The sequence below is a fragment of the Nocardia sp. NPDC051900 genome, from assembly GCF_044452545.1.
Classification (GTDB): Bacteria; Actinomycetota; Actinomycetes; order Mycobacteriales; family Mycobacteriaceae; genus Nocardia; species Nocardia sichangensis.
Genome location: NZ_JBITBU010000018.1, coordinates 45,939 through 59,697, shown reverse-complemented (window position 1 = coordinate 59,697; position 13,759 = coordinate 45,939). Strand labels below are relative to the sequence as shown.

Here is a 13,759-nt window from a genome sequence, read left to right as displayed (position 1 = left end):
GAGGCGGCGTCGTGACGACAGCTTCCGGGCCTGCTGTCAGCGTGGACGGCGTCGTCAAGCGTTACGGCGACATCACGGCCGTGGACGGCCTGACGTTCGAGGTGGAACCGGCGCGGGTGCTCGCGCTGCTCGGCCCGAACGGCGCGGGCAAGACCACGACGGTGGAGATGTGCGAGGGATTCGCCGCGCCGGACGCGGGCACGGTGCGCGTGCTCGGCTTGGACCCGGTGGCCGATTCCGAACGACTGCGCCCCCGCATCGGCGTTATGTTGCAGGGCGGCGGCGCGTATCCCGGTGCGCGGGCGGGCGAGATGCTCGATTTGGTGGCCGCCTACTCCGCGGACCCGCTCGACCCCGACTGGCTGCTGCGCACGCTCGGTCTCCAGGACAACCGCCGGACCCCCTACCGCCGCCTCTCCGGCGGACAACAGCAACGGCTCGCTCTCGCCTGCGCACTGGTGGGCAAGCCGGAAATCGTCTTCCTCGACGAGCCAACCGCGGGGCTGGACGCTCAGGCCCGGTTGATCGTCTGGGAGCTGATCGATGCCCTGCGCCGCGACGGGGTGACCGTCGTGCTGACCACGCACATGATGGACGAGGCCGAGCAGCTCGCCGACCAACTGGTGATCATCGACCACGGCCGCATCGTCGCCTCCGGCACCCCGGCCGAGGTCACCGCCCACGGCGCGGCCGGGCAGCTGCGCTTCTGCGCGCCGCCCAAACTGAACCTGGAACTGCTGGCCAACGCCCTGCCCGAAGGCTTCGCGCCCCGGGAGACCACGCCGGGCACCTATCTGGTGGAGGGCGAGATCAATCCGCAAGTGCTCGCCACCGTCACCGCGTGGTGCGCGCGGATGGACGTGCTGGCCACCGACATCCGGATCGACCAGCGCCGCCTCGAGGACGTCTTCCTCGAACTGACCGGACGGGACCTGCGCGGATGAGCGAGCACGACCGGACCGCCAACCGTTTCGCGCCGGGCACTTTCGCTCCCGCCCCGCGTCCGAGCACCCGCGCCGCGATGCTGCTCGCGCAGACCAGGCTCGAACTGATCCTGTTGCTGCGCAACGGCGAACAACTGCTGCTGACCATGTTCATCCCGATCACCCTGCTGGTCGGCCTGAGCCTGTTGCCGTTCGGCGACCTCGGCGCGGACCGGGTGGACAAGATCGTGCCCGCGGTGATGATGGTGGCCATCATGTCCACCGCGTTCACCGGTCAGGCCATCGCGGTCGGCTTCGACCGCCGCTACGGCGCGCTCAAGCGGCTCGGCGCGACGGCGCTGCCGCGCTGGGGCGTCATCGCGGGCAAGTGCGCGGCCGTGCTCATCGTGGTCGTGCTGCAAGCCGTGCTGCTCGGCCTCATCGGCTTCGCGCTGGGCTGGCGGCCGGAACCGCTCGGGTTGCTGCTTGGCGCGGCGGTGATCGCGCTCGGCACCGCGACGTTCGCGGCGATGGGCCTGCTGCTGGGCGGCACTCTCAAGGCCGAGGTGGTGCTCGCGCTGGCGAACATCCTGTGGTTCGTCATGCTCGGCGTCGCCAGCATCGTGTTCGCCTCCGACGACCTGCCCACGGTGGTGAGCGTGCTCGCCCGGCTGGTGCCCTCGGGGGCGTTGGCGGAAGCGCTGGAGAGCGCGATGCACACCAGCGTCGACTGGTTCGGGATCGCCGTGCTCGCGGTGTGGGGCGCGGTGTCGGGCGTCGCCGCCACCCGCCTGTTCCGCTTCCACTGAGCTTCAACGACGAAATGTAGTAGACCGGATGAAACCGCCGGATCCGGCCCGGCTACCATTTTCGACGTGCTGTATCGCGCGTTCTTGCGACTCGTCGACAAGCTGCCGCTGCCCTCCTCGCGGGTGCAGCGCCTGATCGCGCTCGCGGTCATCCTCTCCCAGGCGGGCATTTCGGTGACCGGCGCGGTCGTGCGCGTCACCGCGTCCGGGCTGGGCTGCCCGACCTGGCCGCAGTGCTTCCCCGGTAGTTTCACGCCGGTCGCGGTGTCGGAGGTCCCGGCCATCCACCAGGCGGTCGAGTTCTCCAACCGGCTGCTCACTTTCGTGGTCACGCTGTGCGCGGCGGCGATCGTGCTGGCCGTGACCCGGGCGCGCCGCCGCCGCGAGGTGCTGGTGTACGCGTGGCTGATGCCCGGTGGCACCGTCGTGCAGGCGGTCATCGGCGGCATCACGGTGCGCACCGGACTGCTGTGGTGGACCGTGTCGACGCACCTGCTCGCGTCCATGGTGATGGTGTGGCTCGCGGTGGTGCTGTACGCGAAGATCGGTGAACCCGACGACGGCATCGACACCGTGCAGGCTCCCGCGCCGCTGCGCTGGCTGACCGCGCTGGCGGGGGTCGCGCTCGCGGCGGTCCTGGTCGCGGGCACCCTGGTGACCGCCGCAGGCCCGCACGCGGGCGACAAGAGCATCGAACGTCCCGTAGAGCGGTTGCAGGTGGAGATCGTCACCCTGGTGCATCTGCACTCGCAACTGCTCGTCGGCTACCTCGCTCTGCTGATCGGCTTGGCCTTCGGTTTGTTCGCGGTCGGTATCACACCCGCCGTGCGCACCCGCCTCTTCGTGCTGCTGGGACTGGTGTGCGCACAGGGTTCGGTCGGCATCGTGCAGTACTTCACCGACGTCCCTGCGGCGCTGGTCGTCGTGCACGTGGGCGGGGCCGCGGCGTGCACCGCCGCCACCGCCGCATTGTGGGCTTCGCTGCGCACCCGGGAACGGGTCGTCGCCCCGAAGCCGGACCCCGCGGCACAGGCCGCCTGACGAAAACTGCGCGAACTGTGATCGTCCAGCGGGGAGCGAGCCGGGGTGATTCGGGGGCCGGTGACCTCGGGCGGCGCCCACTCCGCGGGTCCTCCGGCGGGACGGGCCACACGCTGGACGCCGCACCACAACCGCGACTGCGGGCGGTGAGTTCGCCGGCAGGCCTGACCGGTCAGTGAACTGCATCACCTACTGTTATTTCTCGGTGGTCGGCAGCGTCTCGTGGGCATGACGGAGCACAACAGCACCAGCTTCAAGGTCGTGGTCATCGGCGGCGGCTATGCGGGCACCGTGGCAGCCAATCGCCTGCGGCAGCGCGACGACGTCGAGATCACCGTGGTCAACTCTCGCCCGACCTTCGTCCAACGACTGCGGCTGCATCAATTCGTAGCCGGTACCGGAGAGGCCGAGGCGGACTACGGCCCGCTGCTCGGCGACGGTGTGCGCCTCGTCGTCGATGACGCCACCCGCATCGATACCGCCTCGCGGACCGTAGAGCTGGCATCGGGCCGCGCACTGGACTACGACTATGTCGTCTACGCGGTCGGCAGCACCGCGGCCCCGCCCACCGCAGTGCCAGGAGCGGTCGAATTCGCCTACCCCATAGCGGAACTGGAGCACGCTCACCGCCTGCGGGCCGCCATCGAAGAGCTGCCGACGCAGGCCCCGATCACCGTGGTCGGTGGCGGGCTCACCGGGATCGAAACAGCGGCCGAACTGGCCGAACAGGGGCGCGCCGTCAGACTGATATGCGGCGATCGATTGGCTCCGAGTTTCTCGGAGCGGGCGCGACGGGTGGTGGCCCGGTGGATGGCCCGCAACAGCGTCGAGGTGCTCGAGAATGTGCGGGTGGCCGAGGTCCTGCAGGAGTCGATCGTCTTGTCCGACGGCTGCGTGGCGCCGAGCGCGGTCACCATCTGGACCGCCGGGTTCGGTGTGCCGGAGCTGGCCACACGCAGCGGCCTGCACACCGACGCTCTCGGGCGGCTCCTCACCGACGAGACCCTGACCAGCGTCGACGACAACCGTATCGTCGCGGCCGGGGACGCCGCCGCCCCGTCGAACCAGCCGCTGCGCATGAGCTGCCAAGCCGCCGGGCCGCTCGGCGCTCATGCCGCCGACACGGTGCTGGCCCGCATCGCAGGCACTGCGCCCGCGGCACTGGACATGGCGTTCCTCGGATCCAACGTCAGCCTCGGCCGCCGCGCGGGCATCGTGCAGCTCGCGCACAAGGACGACACACCCATGAACGCCCATATCTCCGGCCGCATCGGCGCGCCGATCAAGGAGACGGCTACCAAGTGGACGCTGTGGGGAATTCGATGGGAAGCCCGCAAGCCCGGCTCGCTGTTCTGGGTCAAGGGCGGCAGGCGGCTCCCGGTGTCCGATTCGGAGATGGCGGCCAACTCGTGAGCACTACCGATGAGCATGCCGAGCGGTTCACCCTGTTGCGGCCGTTGCTGTTCACGATCGCCTACGAAATCCTCGGCTCGGCGACCGAATCCGACGACGTGCTGCAGGACAGCTACCTGCGGTGGGCCCAGGTGGACCTTGCGACGGTGCGGGACACCAAATCGTATCTCGCGCAGGTGGTGACCCGGCAGGCGCTCAGCGCGCTGCGGCTCAGCGCTCGCCGCCGCGAGGAATACATCGGACCATGGTTGCCCGAGCCGCTGCTGCTCACCGAGCACGATGCCGCGGGTGATCTGGTTCTCGCCGAGTCGGTTTCGATGGGGATGCTCGTGCTGCTGGAATCGCTCACCCCGGATGAACGCGCGGTGTTCGTGCTGCGCGAAGTATTCGCCTTCGGTTACGACGATATCGCCGCATCGGTCGGCAAATCCACGGCGGCGGTGCGTCAAATGGCCTACCGCGCCCGCGAATACGTCCGGTCGCGACGCAACCGGTTCGGGCCTTACGACAGCGCCCGCATCGCCGAGCTCACCGAGAAATTCATGACGGCGGCGACCACCGGTGACCTGGCGGGCCTGCTGTCGATGCTCGCGCCGAATGTCACTTGGACCACCGACAGCGGCGGCAAGATCACCGCGGTACGCCAGTTGGTGATGACCGGCGCCGAGCAAGTTGCCACGATTCTGCTGAACCTGCTGCAAGCAGTGCACCGCAGGCCCGGCATGCGGATCGAGCCGGTGAACTGCAACAGCGAGCCCGCGGTCGCCATCTACACCGGCGACCATCTGGAGGCCGTTCTCGTGCTGGACATCGTCGACGACGTGATCGTCAACGGCTACGGCATCCGTAACCCCGACAAACTCGCCGCCCTCGCCATCGCGCGCACCGTCACCCGCGATCCCGACCGGGCGTGAGACCCGCGTTACCGCACCACGCTTCGAGCGGCCGGCTCGCCCGAACCATCCGACCTCGCCAGGAGTGACCGACCATGTCAACCACCATCGAACTCGCCGACCTGACCGGCGACTTCGTCATCGATACCGCCCGCACACGAATCGGCTTCATCGCCCGGCACGCCATGGCCACCCGGGTGCGCGGAAATTTCGGGGAATTCGACGGCAGCGCGCATCTGCACTTCGGCGACCCCTCGAAGTCCAGCGGCCGCCTGCGGATCCAGGCCGCGAGCATCGACACACGCAACCGGCGGCGCGACGACCTGCTGGGCAGAAAGTTCCTCGGCGCCGATGACCATCCGACGATCACCTTCGCCCTGACCAGGGTGGCGCGCGTCGACGAGACCACAGTCCAGGTCACCGGCGACCTGACCATCCGCGGTGTCACCAAGCCGGTGACCGTCGACTTCGAACCGGCCAGCGTGCGGAACGACCCGAACGGCGCCCTCCGAGTCGGCTTCACCGGCGCAACCACGATCAACCGCAAGGACTGGGGGGTGCACTGGAAGGCGGCCGCGGGCATGGTCGCCCCGAAGGTGACGCTGGAGTTCGACCTCGCGGTGATCCGGCAGTCCTGATATCGGCAATATTCTGAAAGCCGAGCCCGTCGCTCTTGGGTGATTCGACGCCCGAGGGCAACGGGCTCGAACCACCTGCGAGAACGGCAAGGACATCATGACCGATTACACGCTGCGCCCGATCGGGCACGTCGAATCCGTGCTGACCGACCCCGCCACCGCTCCCCGCCAACCCGATGAAGGAGCCCCGCCGGCCTGGCTGGTCATCGATGACCGATATGCCCCCGCCCTCGACGGACTCGCCGCAGGCATGGACATCTTGGTATTGACCTGGCTCGATCGTGCCGACCGCGAAACACTCACCATCCACCCGCGTGGTGACGCGACTCGCGCGACCACCGGCGTCTTCGTCACCCGCGCACCGCATCGGCCCAATCCGATCGGTCTGCACAGCGTCCATGTCCTGGCCGTCACCGGAACCCGCATCCACGTCCGCAACCTCGAAGCTGTGCACGGCACGCCGGTCCTCGATCTCAAACCTGTTCTCACCGAGGACCGTTGACCGCTGTGGACGAGCCGTGCCGGGCCGCCACCGGCCCGGCACGGGTGTGAGCTAGCGCGGTCCGAGGAATCCGGTCAGTTCGAGCGCGACCGCAGCGGGATCGTCCTCATGGACATTGTGTCCGGCGCCCGGAATGATCCGCAGTGTCGAGTGGGGGATCAGCTGAGCGAGCGGCCGAGCCTGTGACGGGTCGACGACATGGTCGTTCTCGCCCCACAGGATCAGCGTGTCGGCTTCGATCGCGCTCGATTCTCGCTGTACTACGACCAGATCGAGAGTGCGTGGCTGCTTCCACATCGCGGTCCGGTTCTCCGTGCGGCTGAGCGGAGTCCAATACGTGTCCGCCAGCTCATCGGTGAGAATCTCCGGGTGCGCGTAGGCCCCGCGCAGGCCCGCCACGTAGATCTCCTCGGTCATGACGGAGGCGGCGAGCTCGCCCGCACCGGGTTGGCGCATCAGCCGCATGTTCATGTTGAGGTCGGTGTCCAACACGAGCGGCGCGATGAGGACCAGACGATCGACCTGTTCGGGATGCCGTGCGGCGAAATCGACTGCGACCGAACCGTTCAGCGAGTGCGCGACGACGGACGCGCGGGTAACCCCGACCGCGGACATGAACTGCCGCAACGCGTCCGACATGGCCCCCACGTCGTATCCGAAGTCGGCATCGTGCGGCGTGGTGTACCCGCTGCCGGGCAGGTCGACGGCATACACGGTGTGCGCGGTGGCGAGAGCCGGAATGATGTCGCGATAGGTATAGGACCACAGCGAGCCGCCTGGCAGGAGAATGAGCGGCGGTCCTTCGCCCGCTTTCCGGTAGTGGAAACGTGCCGTCGCGGTCTCGACGTACTGCCCCTCCGCGAGAAACGTCGAATCGGGCGTTCGGGCTCCGCTCGGTTCGGCCCCGGCCGGCGCCGCCATGTTCACCACCAGCAGAGCCGGCACTATTACGAGCACCTGCCACCATCGAAACCGCTGACGCGGAGATCTGACGACCGACATTCGCACTCCTTCGCTTCGATGCTCACGCCGTTTCGCGAGCCGTACCGGAATGGGTCGAGCGGACCCAGCTGTTCCATCCACTAGACGCGGGTGCCCGCCGTTTTGTGACGCCGCGGGTGCACCTCCCCACCCGGAACACGTGTCCAGGTGGGGTTCTGCAGGCCGGTCGCGTCGCACCGAGTCAGGCTGCGGGCGTGTGGCCTTGAGCCGCCGCCGAGAGCTCCTTCCACTCGGCCCAGGTCTCGAGCCGGTCGGCGTAGACCTGCGGAAGGATTTGATTTCCCCCGGAACCGAAGAACACGCGCAAAGGCGGGTTGGTGGAGTCCGCGATCTCGAGCAACGCCCGGCCCGCGGCGGACGGGTCGCCGGAATCGAGGCTCTGCGCGTAGGCGGCGAACGCCGCGCGGAGTCCGTCGTAGCGCGGGTCGGCCTGGGCGTGGACCGCTCCGGCGGCGCCGTCGGTCGCGTAGGAGCCGGGCTCGACCAAGGTCACCTTGACACCGAAGCCGGCGACCTCCTGGGCGAGGGATTCACTCAGGCCTTCCAGCGCCCATTTGGAAGCGTGGTACGCGCCACCGAGCGGCCAGGCGGCGAGACCACCCACCGACGAGATCTGGATGATGTGCCCTCTCCCTTGCTCCCGCAGATATGGCAGCGCGGCCTGGACGACCCATACCGTGCCGAAGAAGTTAGTTTCCAACTGATCTCGCAGTTGCTGCTCGGTCAGTTCCTCGACCGCGCCGAGTAGCCCGTAACCCGCGTTGTTCACGATGACGTCCAAGTGGCCGAAATGCGCGTGGGCATGCTTCACGCTCTCGAAGACTCCTGCCCTGTCGGTCACATCCAGCTCGAGCGGGAGCACCGCGTCGCCGTAGGCGGTGACCAATTCCGCGAGATGTTCAGTACTGCGAGCGGTCGCGGCCACCTTGTCGCCGCGAGACAACGCAGCCGCGACGAAGTTTCGGCCCAGACCGCGAGAGGAACCGGTGACGAACCAGATTTTGCTCATGATGTCCTTCCATTCTTTCTGCAGTGGCGAGCGCAGCGAGGAGGCCCCTCACTGCCGATGTCCCGTGCTGCCGCACCGGACGAACACAAGATGTCGCCGACCCGCTCTTCGTAACGAAACCGCGGGGTGACGTGCGTCACCGCCGCATGTTGCGGGCCGGACTGAAAGGCGGCCTCGCTCACCGATTCAGCGAACTGCGGGGCGTGGTTATCCGGCCGGGTCCGACACGATTCCGACTAGCCCTGTTCACGCAGACCGCGGTTGCCGAACACCAGGTCACCTGGTTGCTCACCGGTAGTGTGGTCGACCGTGTCCACGCCACACGCGCGATCCGATGGGCCGCAGCCCTTTCCCGACATCGAGCCGTATGCGCACGGACTCTTGGACGTCGGGAACGGCCAACGGATCTACTGGGAGACCAGCGGTAACCCGGACGGGAAGGCCGCGCTGGTCGTGCACGGCGGGCCGGGCGGCGGCGGGCGGCGCGGTTCACGGAGGAGTTTCGACCCGGCCGCCTACCGAATCGTCCTGTTCGATCAACGTGGCTGCGGCGAGAGTCTGCCGCATGCCTCCGACCCGTCGGTCGACCTCACGCACAACACCACGCATCACTTGATCGCGGACATGGAACGTCTGCGCGAACACCTCGGAATAGACCGGTGGTTGCTCTTCGGCGGTTCCTGGGGCTCGACGCTGATCCTCGCCTACGCCCAGCGCTACCCCGAGCGGGTCAGCGAGATCGTGCTGGTCGGGGTGACCATGACCCGGCAAGAGGAGATCGACTGGCTCTACCGGGACGTCGCGAAACTCCTGCCAGCACAGTGGGAGACCTTCCGCACCGGCGTTCCCCTCGCCGACCGCCACGGCGACCTCGTCGACGCTTATCACCGACTGATCGAGAGCCCCGACGCGCCGACCCGCGAGTCGGCGGCGCGGCGGTGGTGCGCCTGGGAGGACGCGGTGATCGCGCACGAGAACCTGGGCAGCCCAGGGCAATACAGCGCGAAGCCGGACGCGGCGCGAATGGCCTTCGTGCGAATCTGCACGCATTACTTCGCCAACGCGGCCTGGCTGGAGGACGGGCAGTTGCTGCGTGACGTGCACCGGCTCACGGGCATTCCAGGCGTGCTGATCCACGGCCGACTCGACCTGAGCGCCCCGCTGTACACCGCCTGGCAGCTGGCCCAGGCGTGGCCCGACGCGGAACTACAGGTCATCGACGATTCCGGTCACACGGGCAGCACGGCCATGGGCGCCGCCGTCCTGCGGGCGATCGCCCGGTTCGCTCGGTAGCCCGCTCCGGCCTCGGCGGGCAATTTCGCCCGGTGAGGGTCTTAAGTCCCAACCATCAGGGGCCACCGCCCCCGGTGCGGACCGGGTCCCCGCTGCGACTGTGGAAGTGACCCTGTCACAGTCGCAAACGGAGACGAAATGAGCACACCAGCCGACCGTCAGTCGATCGTCGTCGGAATCGACGGCAGCCCGACCGCTGTGGGTGCAGCGCGCTGGGCCGGAGCCGTCGCTGATCGACAGCGCGCCACGCTGGTGCTGCTGGGCGTGGTTCCCGCCCTCGACTACCCCATGACCTCCTCCGCTCTGGCCGAGGTCAATCTGCTACCCGAACTCCGAGCGGCGGCGAAGAAGAAGGTCGAGGAGGCGTTCGACGCGGTGCGCGCCGATCAGCCGGACATCGAGATCCACCGGACCGTCGAGGACGGCTCGCCCGCGCGCGAGTTGATCAAGCACAGCGCGGAAGCGCGCATGGTCGTCGTCGCGGCGAAACACCAGGATCGGCTGTCCACGCTGTTGCTGGGATCGACCGCGCTCACGGTCGCGAACAAGGCGGCCTGTCCGGTGACCGTATGGCGAGGCAGGCTCGACCGGCCACAGCCGGACGAGCGGCCCGTGCTCGTCGGCGTCGACGGGAGCCCGGGTAGTTCCGCGGCGCTCGGCGAGGCGTTCGAGCTGGCGTCCACACTCGGCGTCGAAGTGACCGCCTTGCACGCGTGGAACGACCCAGACCTGCTGCAGTGGACACCGGTGCCCGACGCGTGGGATGTGCTGGCTCAGCAGGAGGAGGCACTACTGTCCGAATGCTTGGCCGGATGGTGCGAGAAATACCCGGACGTCACGGTCACCAAAGTGGTCGAGAAGAACACGCCCGCGCAGGCGCTGCTCGCCCACGCCGAGAAAGCCCAACTGCTGGTGACCGGCAGTCGTGGGCACAACCGCCTCACCGGACTCGTCCTCGGATCGACGAGCCAGAACTTGCTGCATCACGCCGCGAGCCCGGTGGTGATCTGCCGTGAGCGGTAGGACAGCGGTCGTGGGCGCGGATCAGTCCACGTCCGCCGCTGACGCCTGGACCACCCGCTGGAGCGCGCGCAAGTCCGCGTCCAGCGTGCGGAACAGCCAGTACACGGCGACGAACGCGAGCCCGCCGACCGCGCACAACCCGAGGACCGAATCGCGCACCAACGGAAGTTCCTCGGGTTCGAGCAGGCTGAATCCGGCCAGCACCCCGACCAGTGGCACGGACGCCGTGACCGCGAGATAGATCGTGGTTCTGCGGCGCAGCGTGCGGATGACGCCGAAGTCGTGCGCCGTCGTGCGGCTGTAACGCAAATAGATCGGATAGACACAGCGGACGATGTAGAACGTCGACAGGAAGAACGTGTAGGCGACGGAGATGACAGCCGCCATGAAAACGGTCATCGCCGCGTGTATCACCAGTCGCGCCGGAAGATCGGTGAGCCAGAGGCAGAGGAACACCCCCGTCACCGTTGCCGTAATCCCGGTCTGGAAGGTGTTCAGCGCACACATGTCCCCCCAGAACAGTGTTCGCGACCGCACTCGCGCGAGCAGTGCCTCGTCGTAGCGTCTGCCCTCGCGCAAGCCGCGCGGAACCGCGAGCAGATCCCGCGACATATACGCGTAGATCACGATGGATAGCGGGCAGGCGATGAGGACGAAGACGTACACACCCATGTTGAGCTGCGAGTTTGTCGTATCGGGCAGGCGCTCTCTGATCAGGTCCTGGACGTGCACGGCCATGTAGATCGTCGCCAGGCCGACACCGACCAGCGAGGACAACCACAGAACCGGAGTGGGCCTGCTCGCGAGCCGTGCGCGCCAGCTGTCTGGGGGCGGATAGACGAGATCGCGGGCCCGCTGCTCGAGGCACAGGTCGAGTTGTTGCGCCAATTCCGAGCCGGACGAGTAGCGGTCCGCACGGTCGGGCGACAGACATTTCAACAGCACGCGCCGCAGCGCCATGGGGCAGTCCGGGGGCAGCTCCGACAGGAACGCCGGACCGATGGGCCTGCGCCGCAGTGCGATCATGCGGGCCAGCGACGTCTGCGAATCGCCCGCCGACGTCTCGTCCGCGAAGGGGCGGCGCCCGGTGAGCAACTCCCACAGCATGACGCCGAGCGCGAAGATGTCGCTTCGCGTATCCAGTTCCACGGCGGTCGCGGGCAGGTCGGGGTGGCAGGCCTCGAGTTGCTCCGGCGACATGTATGCCAGCGACCCGCCGAAGTACGCCAACGGGCTGGTGCCCCGGACACGTTTGCTGAAGCTGACGTTGAAGTCGGCCAGCTTCGGAATCCCCTCGGCGCTCAGCAGCACGTTCGCGGGTTTGATGTCGCGATGCAGCACCCCACGTTCGGACGCGTGCTCCAGCGCGTCCGCGAGCCGGCGCCCCAGCCACACCACGGTCTCCGGCCAGGTCAGTCCGGCGATCCTGGTCCGGACAGCCGACTCGGTCGGCCGCACCTCGCCCTTGTCGGCGAGCACCTTGTCGATGGCGTCCAGCAGCAGTTGCCCACTGCGACGTTCGGGCGACGTCGTGCGCGACAAACGCAGCACGTCGAGCAGCGTTCCGCCGGGCAGATACTGCATGTAGAGCAACTTCAGCTCGCCGTCGGCGATGAGTCGCTGGTCGAAGATGCGCACGATGTATTCGTGGTCGAGCTGGGCGAGCGTCTGCGGCTCGTTGCCGTGGTTGTGCGAGATCTTGACCGCGACCAGCCGCTGCATCGACTGCTGCCGCGCGAGGTACACCTGGGCGAAGGCGCCGACCCCGATGCGCATCAGGAGGTCGAAATCGTCGACTCGATCGCCGACGTCGATGGCGTCGAGCGCGACCTGGGCGCTGGGACGAGCGATCATCGTGCTGCGGTAGTCGCTGGTGAACCGGTCGAGCTCCGGATCGGCCGCCGTCGCGGTGGCGGTGCCGTCCGAATCGGCGGCGTCGCGGCGGCCGCTACGGCGCATGGCGTGGAATTCCTCGTAGACCAGATCGGCCGGGAACGGAGCGCTGCGCAGCTCGGGGAATTCCGCGCGGTAGTCGATCAGCCGTTTGGGGAAGTGGTAGCGAAGCCAGCGGAACTCGAGGTCCACCTTGATCAATTCGATCAGCATCGTGTGCCGATCGGCCGGTTCGCGGGGCAGATAGGAGGACAGATCGGGCGGGAATCCCGACGCCCAGGCCTCGGAGAATCGCGCCACGGCGGCGGCGAGCGCCGCACGGGTCCGTTCCGCCGAATCGGCGAGATCGATCGGTTCGCGCATGGGTAGCTCGGAGTCAGCCGTTGCCGGTCAGACGACGGCTACACACGATGCGCCCTTGCCTCGCAGGTGTTCCACATCAGCTCCTTGACGTCGAATTACCCTGCTCAAGGGTATCGCTCCGAGCGGGGGCTTCGCGGCATCAGCGCCAACGCCGCCGAGTGATTGCTCAGCGGGCACTCGCGCCCCGCGCTCGACTCGGGTTCGGTCGCCGTCCGATCGTCCGAACTGCCGGGAATGGCATCGCCGAGGTGGTGCTCGAGACCACTGGTATCCGCTCATCCGGCGGGAACGGGCGGCGAAAACCTCCCACGAGTAGAACACGCGCCGCGAGACCTAGGACACCGCCCCGCACATCTGCACGGCGGCCGATATGCCCGGCAAACCTCGACTTCCTAGGTGCGGCGGGGCCAGCGCTCGACCTGGACACCACGATCCGTCTCCGAGTACACCGGGGCGGTCGACGGAAGACCGGCCGACAGATCGGACGCCGGGCAGCGCCGAGAACACCGGAAACACCGCGAGCATGCCTGCCGCCCCTGTCGACCCGGTGAACGTAGCGCTGAGGAACAGCTAACCGGGACCGCCCATAAGCGGACAGGGTGACGCGACGAGTTGGGCCAGGACGGGAACCGGACCGCGGGACCTGCGTCAGCGCCTTCGCATCCTCACCCAGCCGAGCGGGCACGATGATGCGGCCGGGTCCCGATTGCACGGGCAGCGCGTCACCCCGCCGAGTCCGGCTCGGCGCTCGGACGCCGCCGCGTGCGCTGCCAGGCCGAGCGCTGCTCACGGGTCGAGGAACAACCGCTCGTTCGGCAGGCGGGGCAGGCCCGTCGGATCGCCCGGGAGCACCGTGGCCGCGTCCTCGTAGTGGCGGGCGCGCCACTCCTGGACGAACAGCGCGGCAGCGCTCGCACAGGCCGCGAAGTTCAGACGCACGTCGTGGAATTGGACCGA

13 protein-coding genes are annotated in these 13,759 nt (G+C 68.1%); 9 read left to right on the top strand and 4 right to left on the bottom strand.

Annotation, left to right across the window (positions count from 1 at the left end; translation table 11 throughout):
• The first annotated feature begins 11 nt into the window (after nucleotides 1-11).
• From ACIA5H_RS27495 to tsaA, 7 genes are all read left to right on the top strand, one after another.
• Nucleotides 12-944, top strand: a complete 933-nt coding sequence (locus ACIA5H_RS27495; protein WP_397078270.1) for an ABC transporter ATP-binding protein — start codon at nucleotides 12-14, stop codon at nucleotides 942-944.
• A complete protein-coding gene (locus tag ACIA5H_RS27490; protein ID WP_397078268.1) occupies nucleotides 941-1,732 on the top strand; it encodes an ABC transporter permease in 792 nt (263 codons plus the stop codon). Before ACIA5H_RS27495 ends, ACIA5H_RS27490 begins: the two co-directional genes overlap by 4 nt.
• 66 nt (nucleotides 1,733-1,798) lie before the next feature.
• Nucleotides 1,799-2,773 (top strand): heme A synthase, encoded by a 975-nt coding sequence (locus tag ACIA5H_RS27485; protein WP_397078266.1) that lies wholly within the window; start codon nucleotides 1,799-1,801, stop codon nucleotides 2,771-2,773.
• A gap of 228 nt (nucleotides 2,774-3,001) precedes the next feature.
• Complete coding sequence (locus ACIA5H_RS27480; RefSeq protein ID WP_397078264.1) at nucleotides 3,002-4,186, top strand: NAD(P)/FAD-dependent oxidoreductase; 1,185 nt, start codon at nucleotides 3,002-3,004, stop codon at nucleotides 4,184-4,186.
• On the top strand, nucleotides 4,183-5,100 hold the full coding sequence (gene sigJ, locus ACIA5H_RS27475) for an RNA polymerase sigma factor SigJ (RefSeq protein ID WP_397078262.1): 918 nt from the start codon (nucleotides 4,183-4,185) through the stop codon (nucleotides 5,098-5,100). Before ACIA5H_RS27480 ends, sigJ begins: the two co-directional genes overlap by 4 nt.
• Before the next feature lie 74 nt (nucleotides 5,101-5,174).
• Complete coding sequence (locus tag ACIA5H_RS27470) at nucleotides 5,175-5,717, top strand: YceI family protein (protein ID WP_379251876.1); 543 nt, start codon at nucleotides 5,175-5,177, stop codon at nucleotides 5,715-5,717.
• A 97-nt stretch (nucleotides 5,718-5,814) separates the two neighbouring features.
• A complete protein-coding gene (gene tsaA, locus ACIA5H_RS27465) occupies nucleotides 5,815-6,219 on the top strand; it encodes a tRNA (N6-threonylcarbamoyladenosine(37)-N6)-methyltransferase TrmO (RefSeq protein WP_397078259.1) in 405 nt (134 codons plus the stop codon).
• A 51-nt stretch (nucleotides 6,220-6,270) separates the two neighbouring features.
• Here tsaA and ACIA5H_RS27460 read toward each other — a convergent pair whose 3' ends face one another.
• The gene (locus ACIA5H_RS27460) at nucleotides 6,271-7,221 is read right to left on the bottom strand and encodes an alpha/beta fold hydrolase (RefSeq protein WP_397078257.1); all 951 of its coding nucleotides are present in this window, start codon (nucleotides 7,219-7,221) and stop codon (nucleotides 6,271-6,273) included.
• 181 nt (nucleotides 7,222-7,402) lie between these two features.
• Nucleotides 7,403-8,233, bottom strand: a complete 831-nt coding sequence (locus ACIA5H_RS27455) for an SDR family NAD(P)-dependent oxidoreductase (RefSeq protein WP_397078406.1) — start codon at nucleotides 8,231-8,233, stop codon at nucleotides 7,403-7,405.
• A 306-nt stretch (nucleotides 8,234-8,539) separates the two neighbouring features.
• On the opposite strand from ACIA5H_RS27455, the gene pip reads away from it, so the two are divergent.
• Together pip and ACIA5H_RS27445 are read left to right on the top strand one after the other, a co-directional pair.
• Nucleotides 8,540-9,523, top strand: a complete 984-nt coding sequence (gene pip / locus ACIA5H_RS27450) for a prolyl aminopeptidase (RefSeq protein WP_397078255.1) — start codon at nucleotides 8,540-8,542, stop codon at nucleotides 9,521-9,523.
• A gap of 138 nt (nucleotides 9,524-9,661) precedes the next feature.
• Nucleotides 9,662-10,546, top strand: coding sequence for a universal stress protein (locus tag ACIA5H_RS27445; protein ID WP_397078253.1), 885 nt, complete (start codon nucleotides 9,662-9,664; stop codon nucleotides 10,544-10,546).
• Nucleotides 10,547-10,567: 21 nt separating this feature from the next.
• On the opposite strand, the gene ACIA5H_RS27440 is transcribed toward ACIA5H_RS27445, so the two are convergent.
• Nucleotides 10,568-12,802: a serine/threonine-protein kinase gene (locus tag ACIA5H_RS27440; RefSeq protein WP_397078251.1), complete on the bottom strand. Its 2,235-nt coding sequence runs from the start codon at nucleotides 12,800-12,802 to the stop codon at nucleotides 10,568-10,570.
• A 786-nt stretch (nucleotides 12,803-13,588) separates the two neighbouring features.
• Entirely contained in the window at nucleotides 13,589-13,741 is a 153-nt protein-coding gene (locus tag ACIA5H_RS27435) for a hypothetical protein (RefSeq protein WP_379251882.1), read from the bottom strand.
• Between the last annotated feature and the right edge of the window lie 18 nt (nucleotides 13,742-13,759).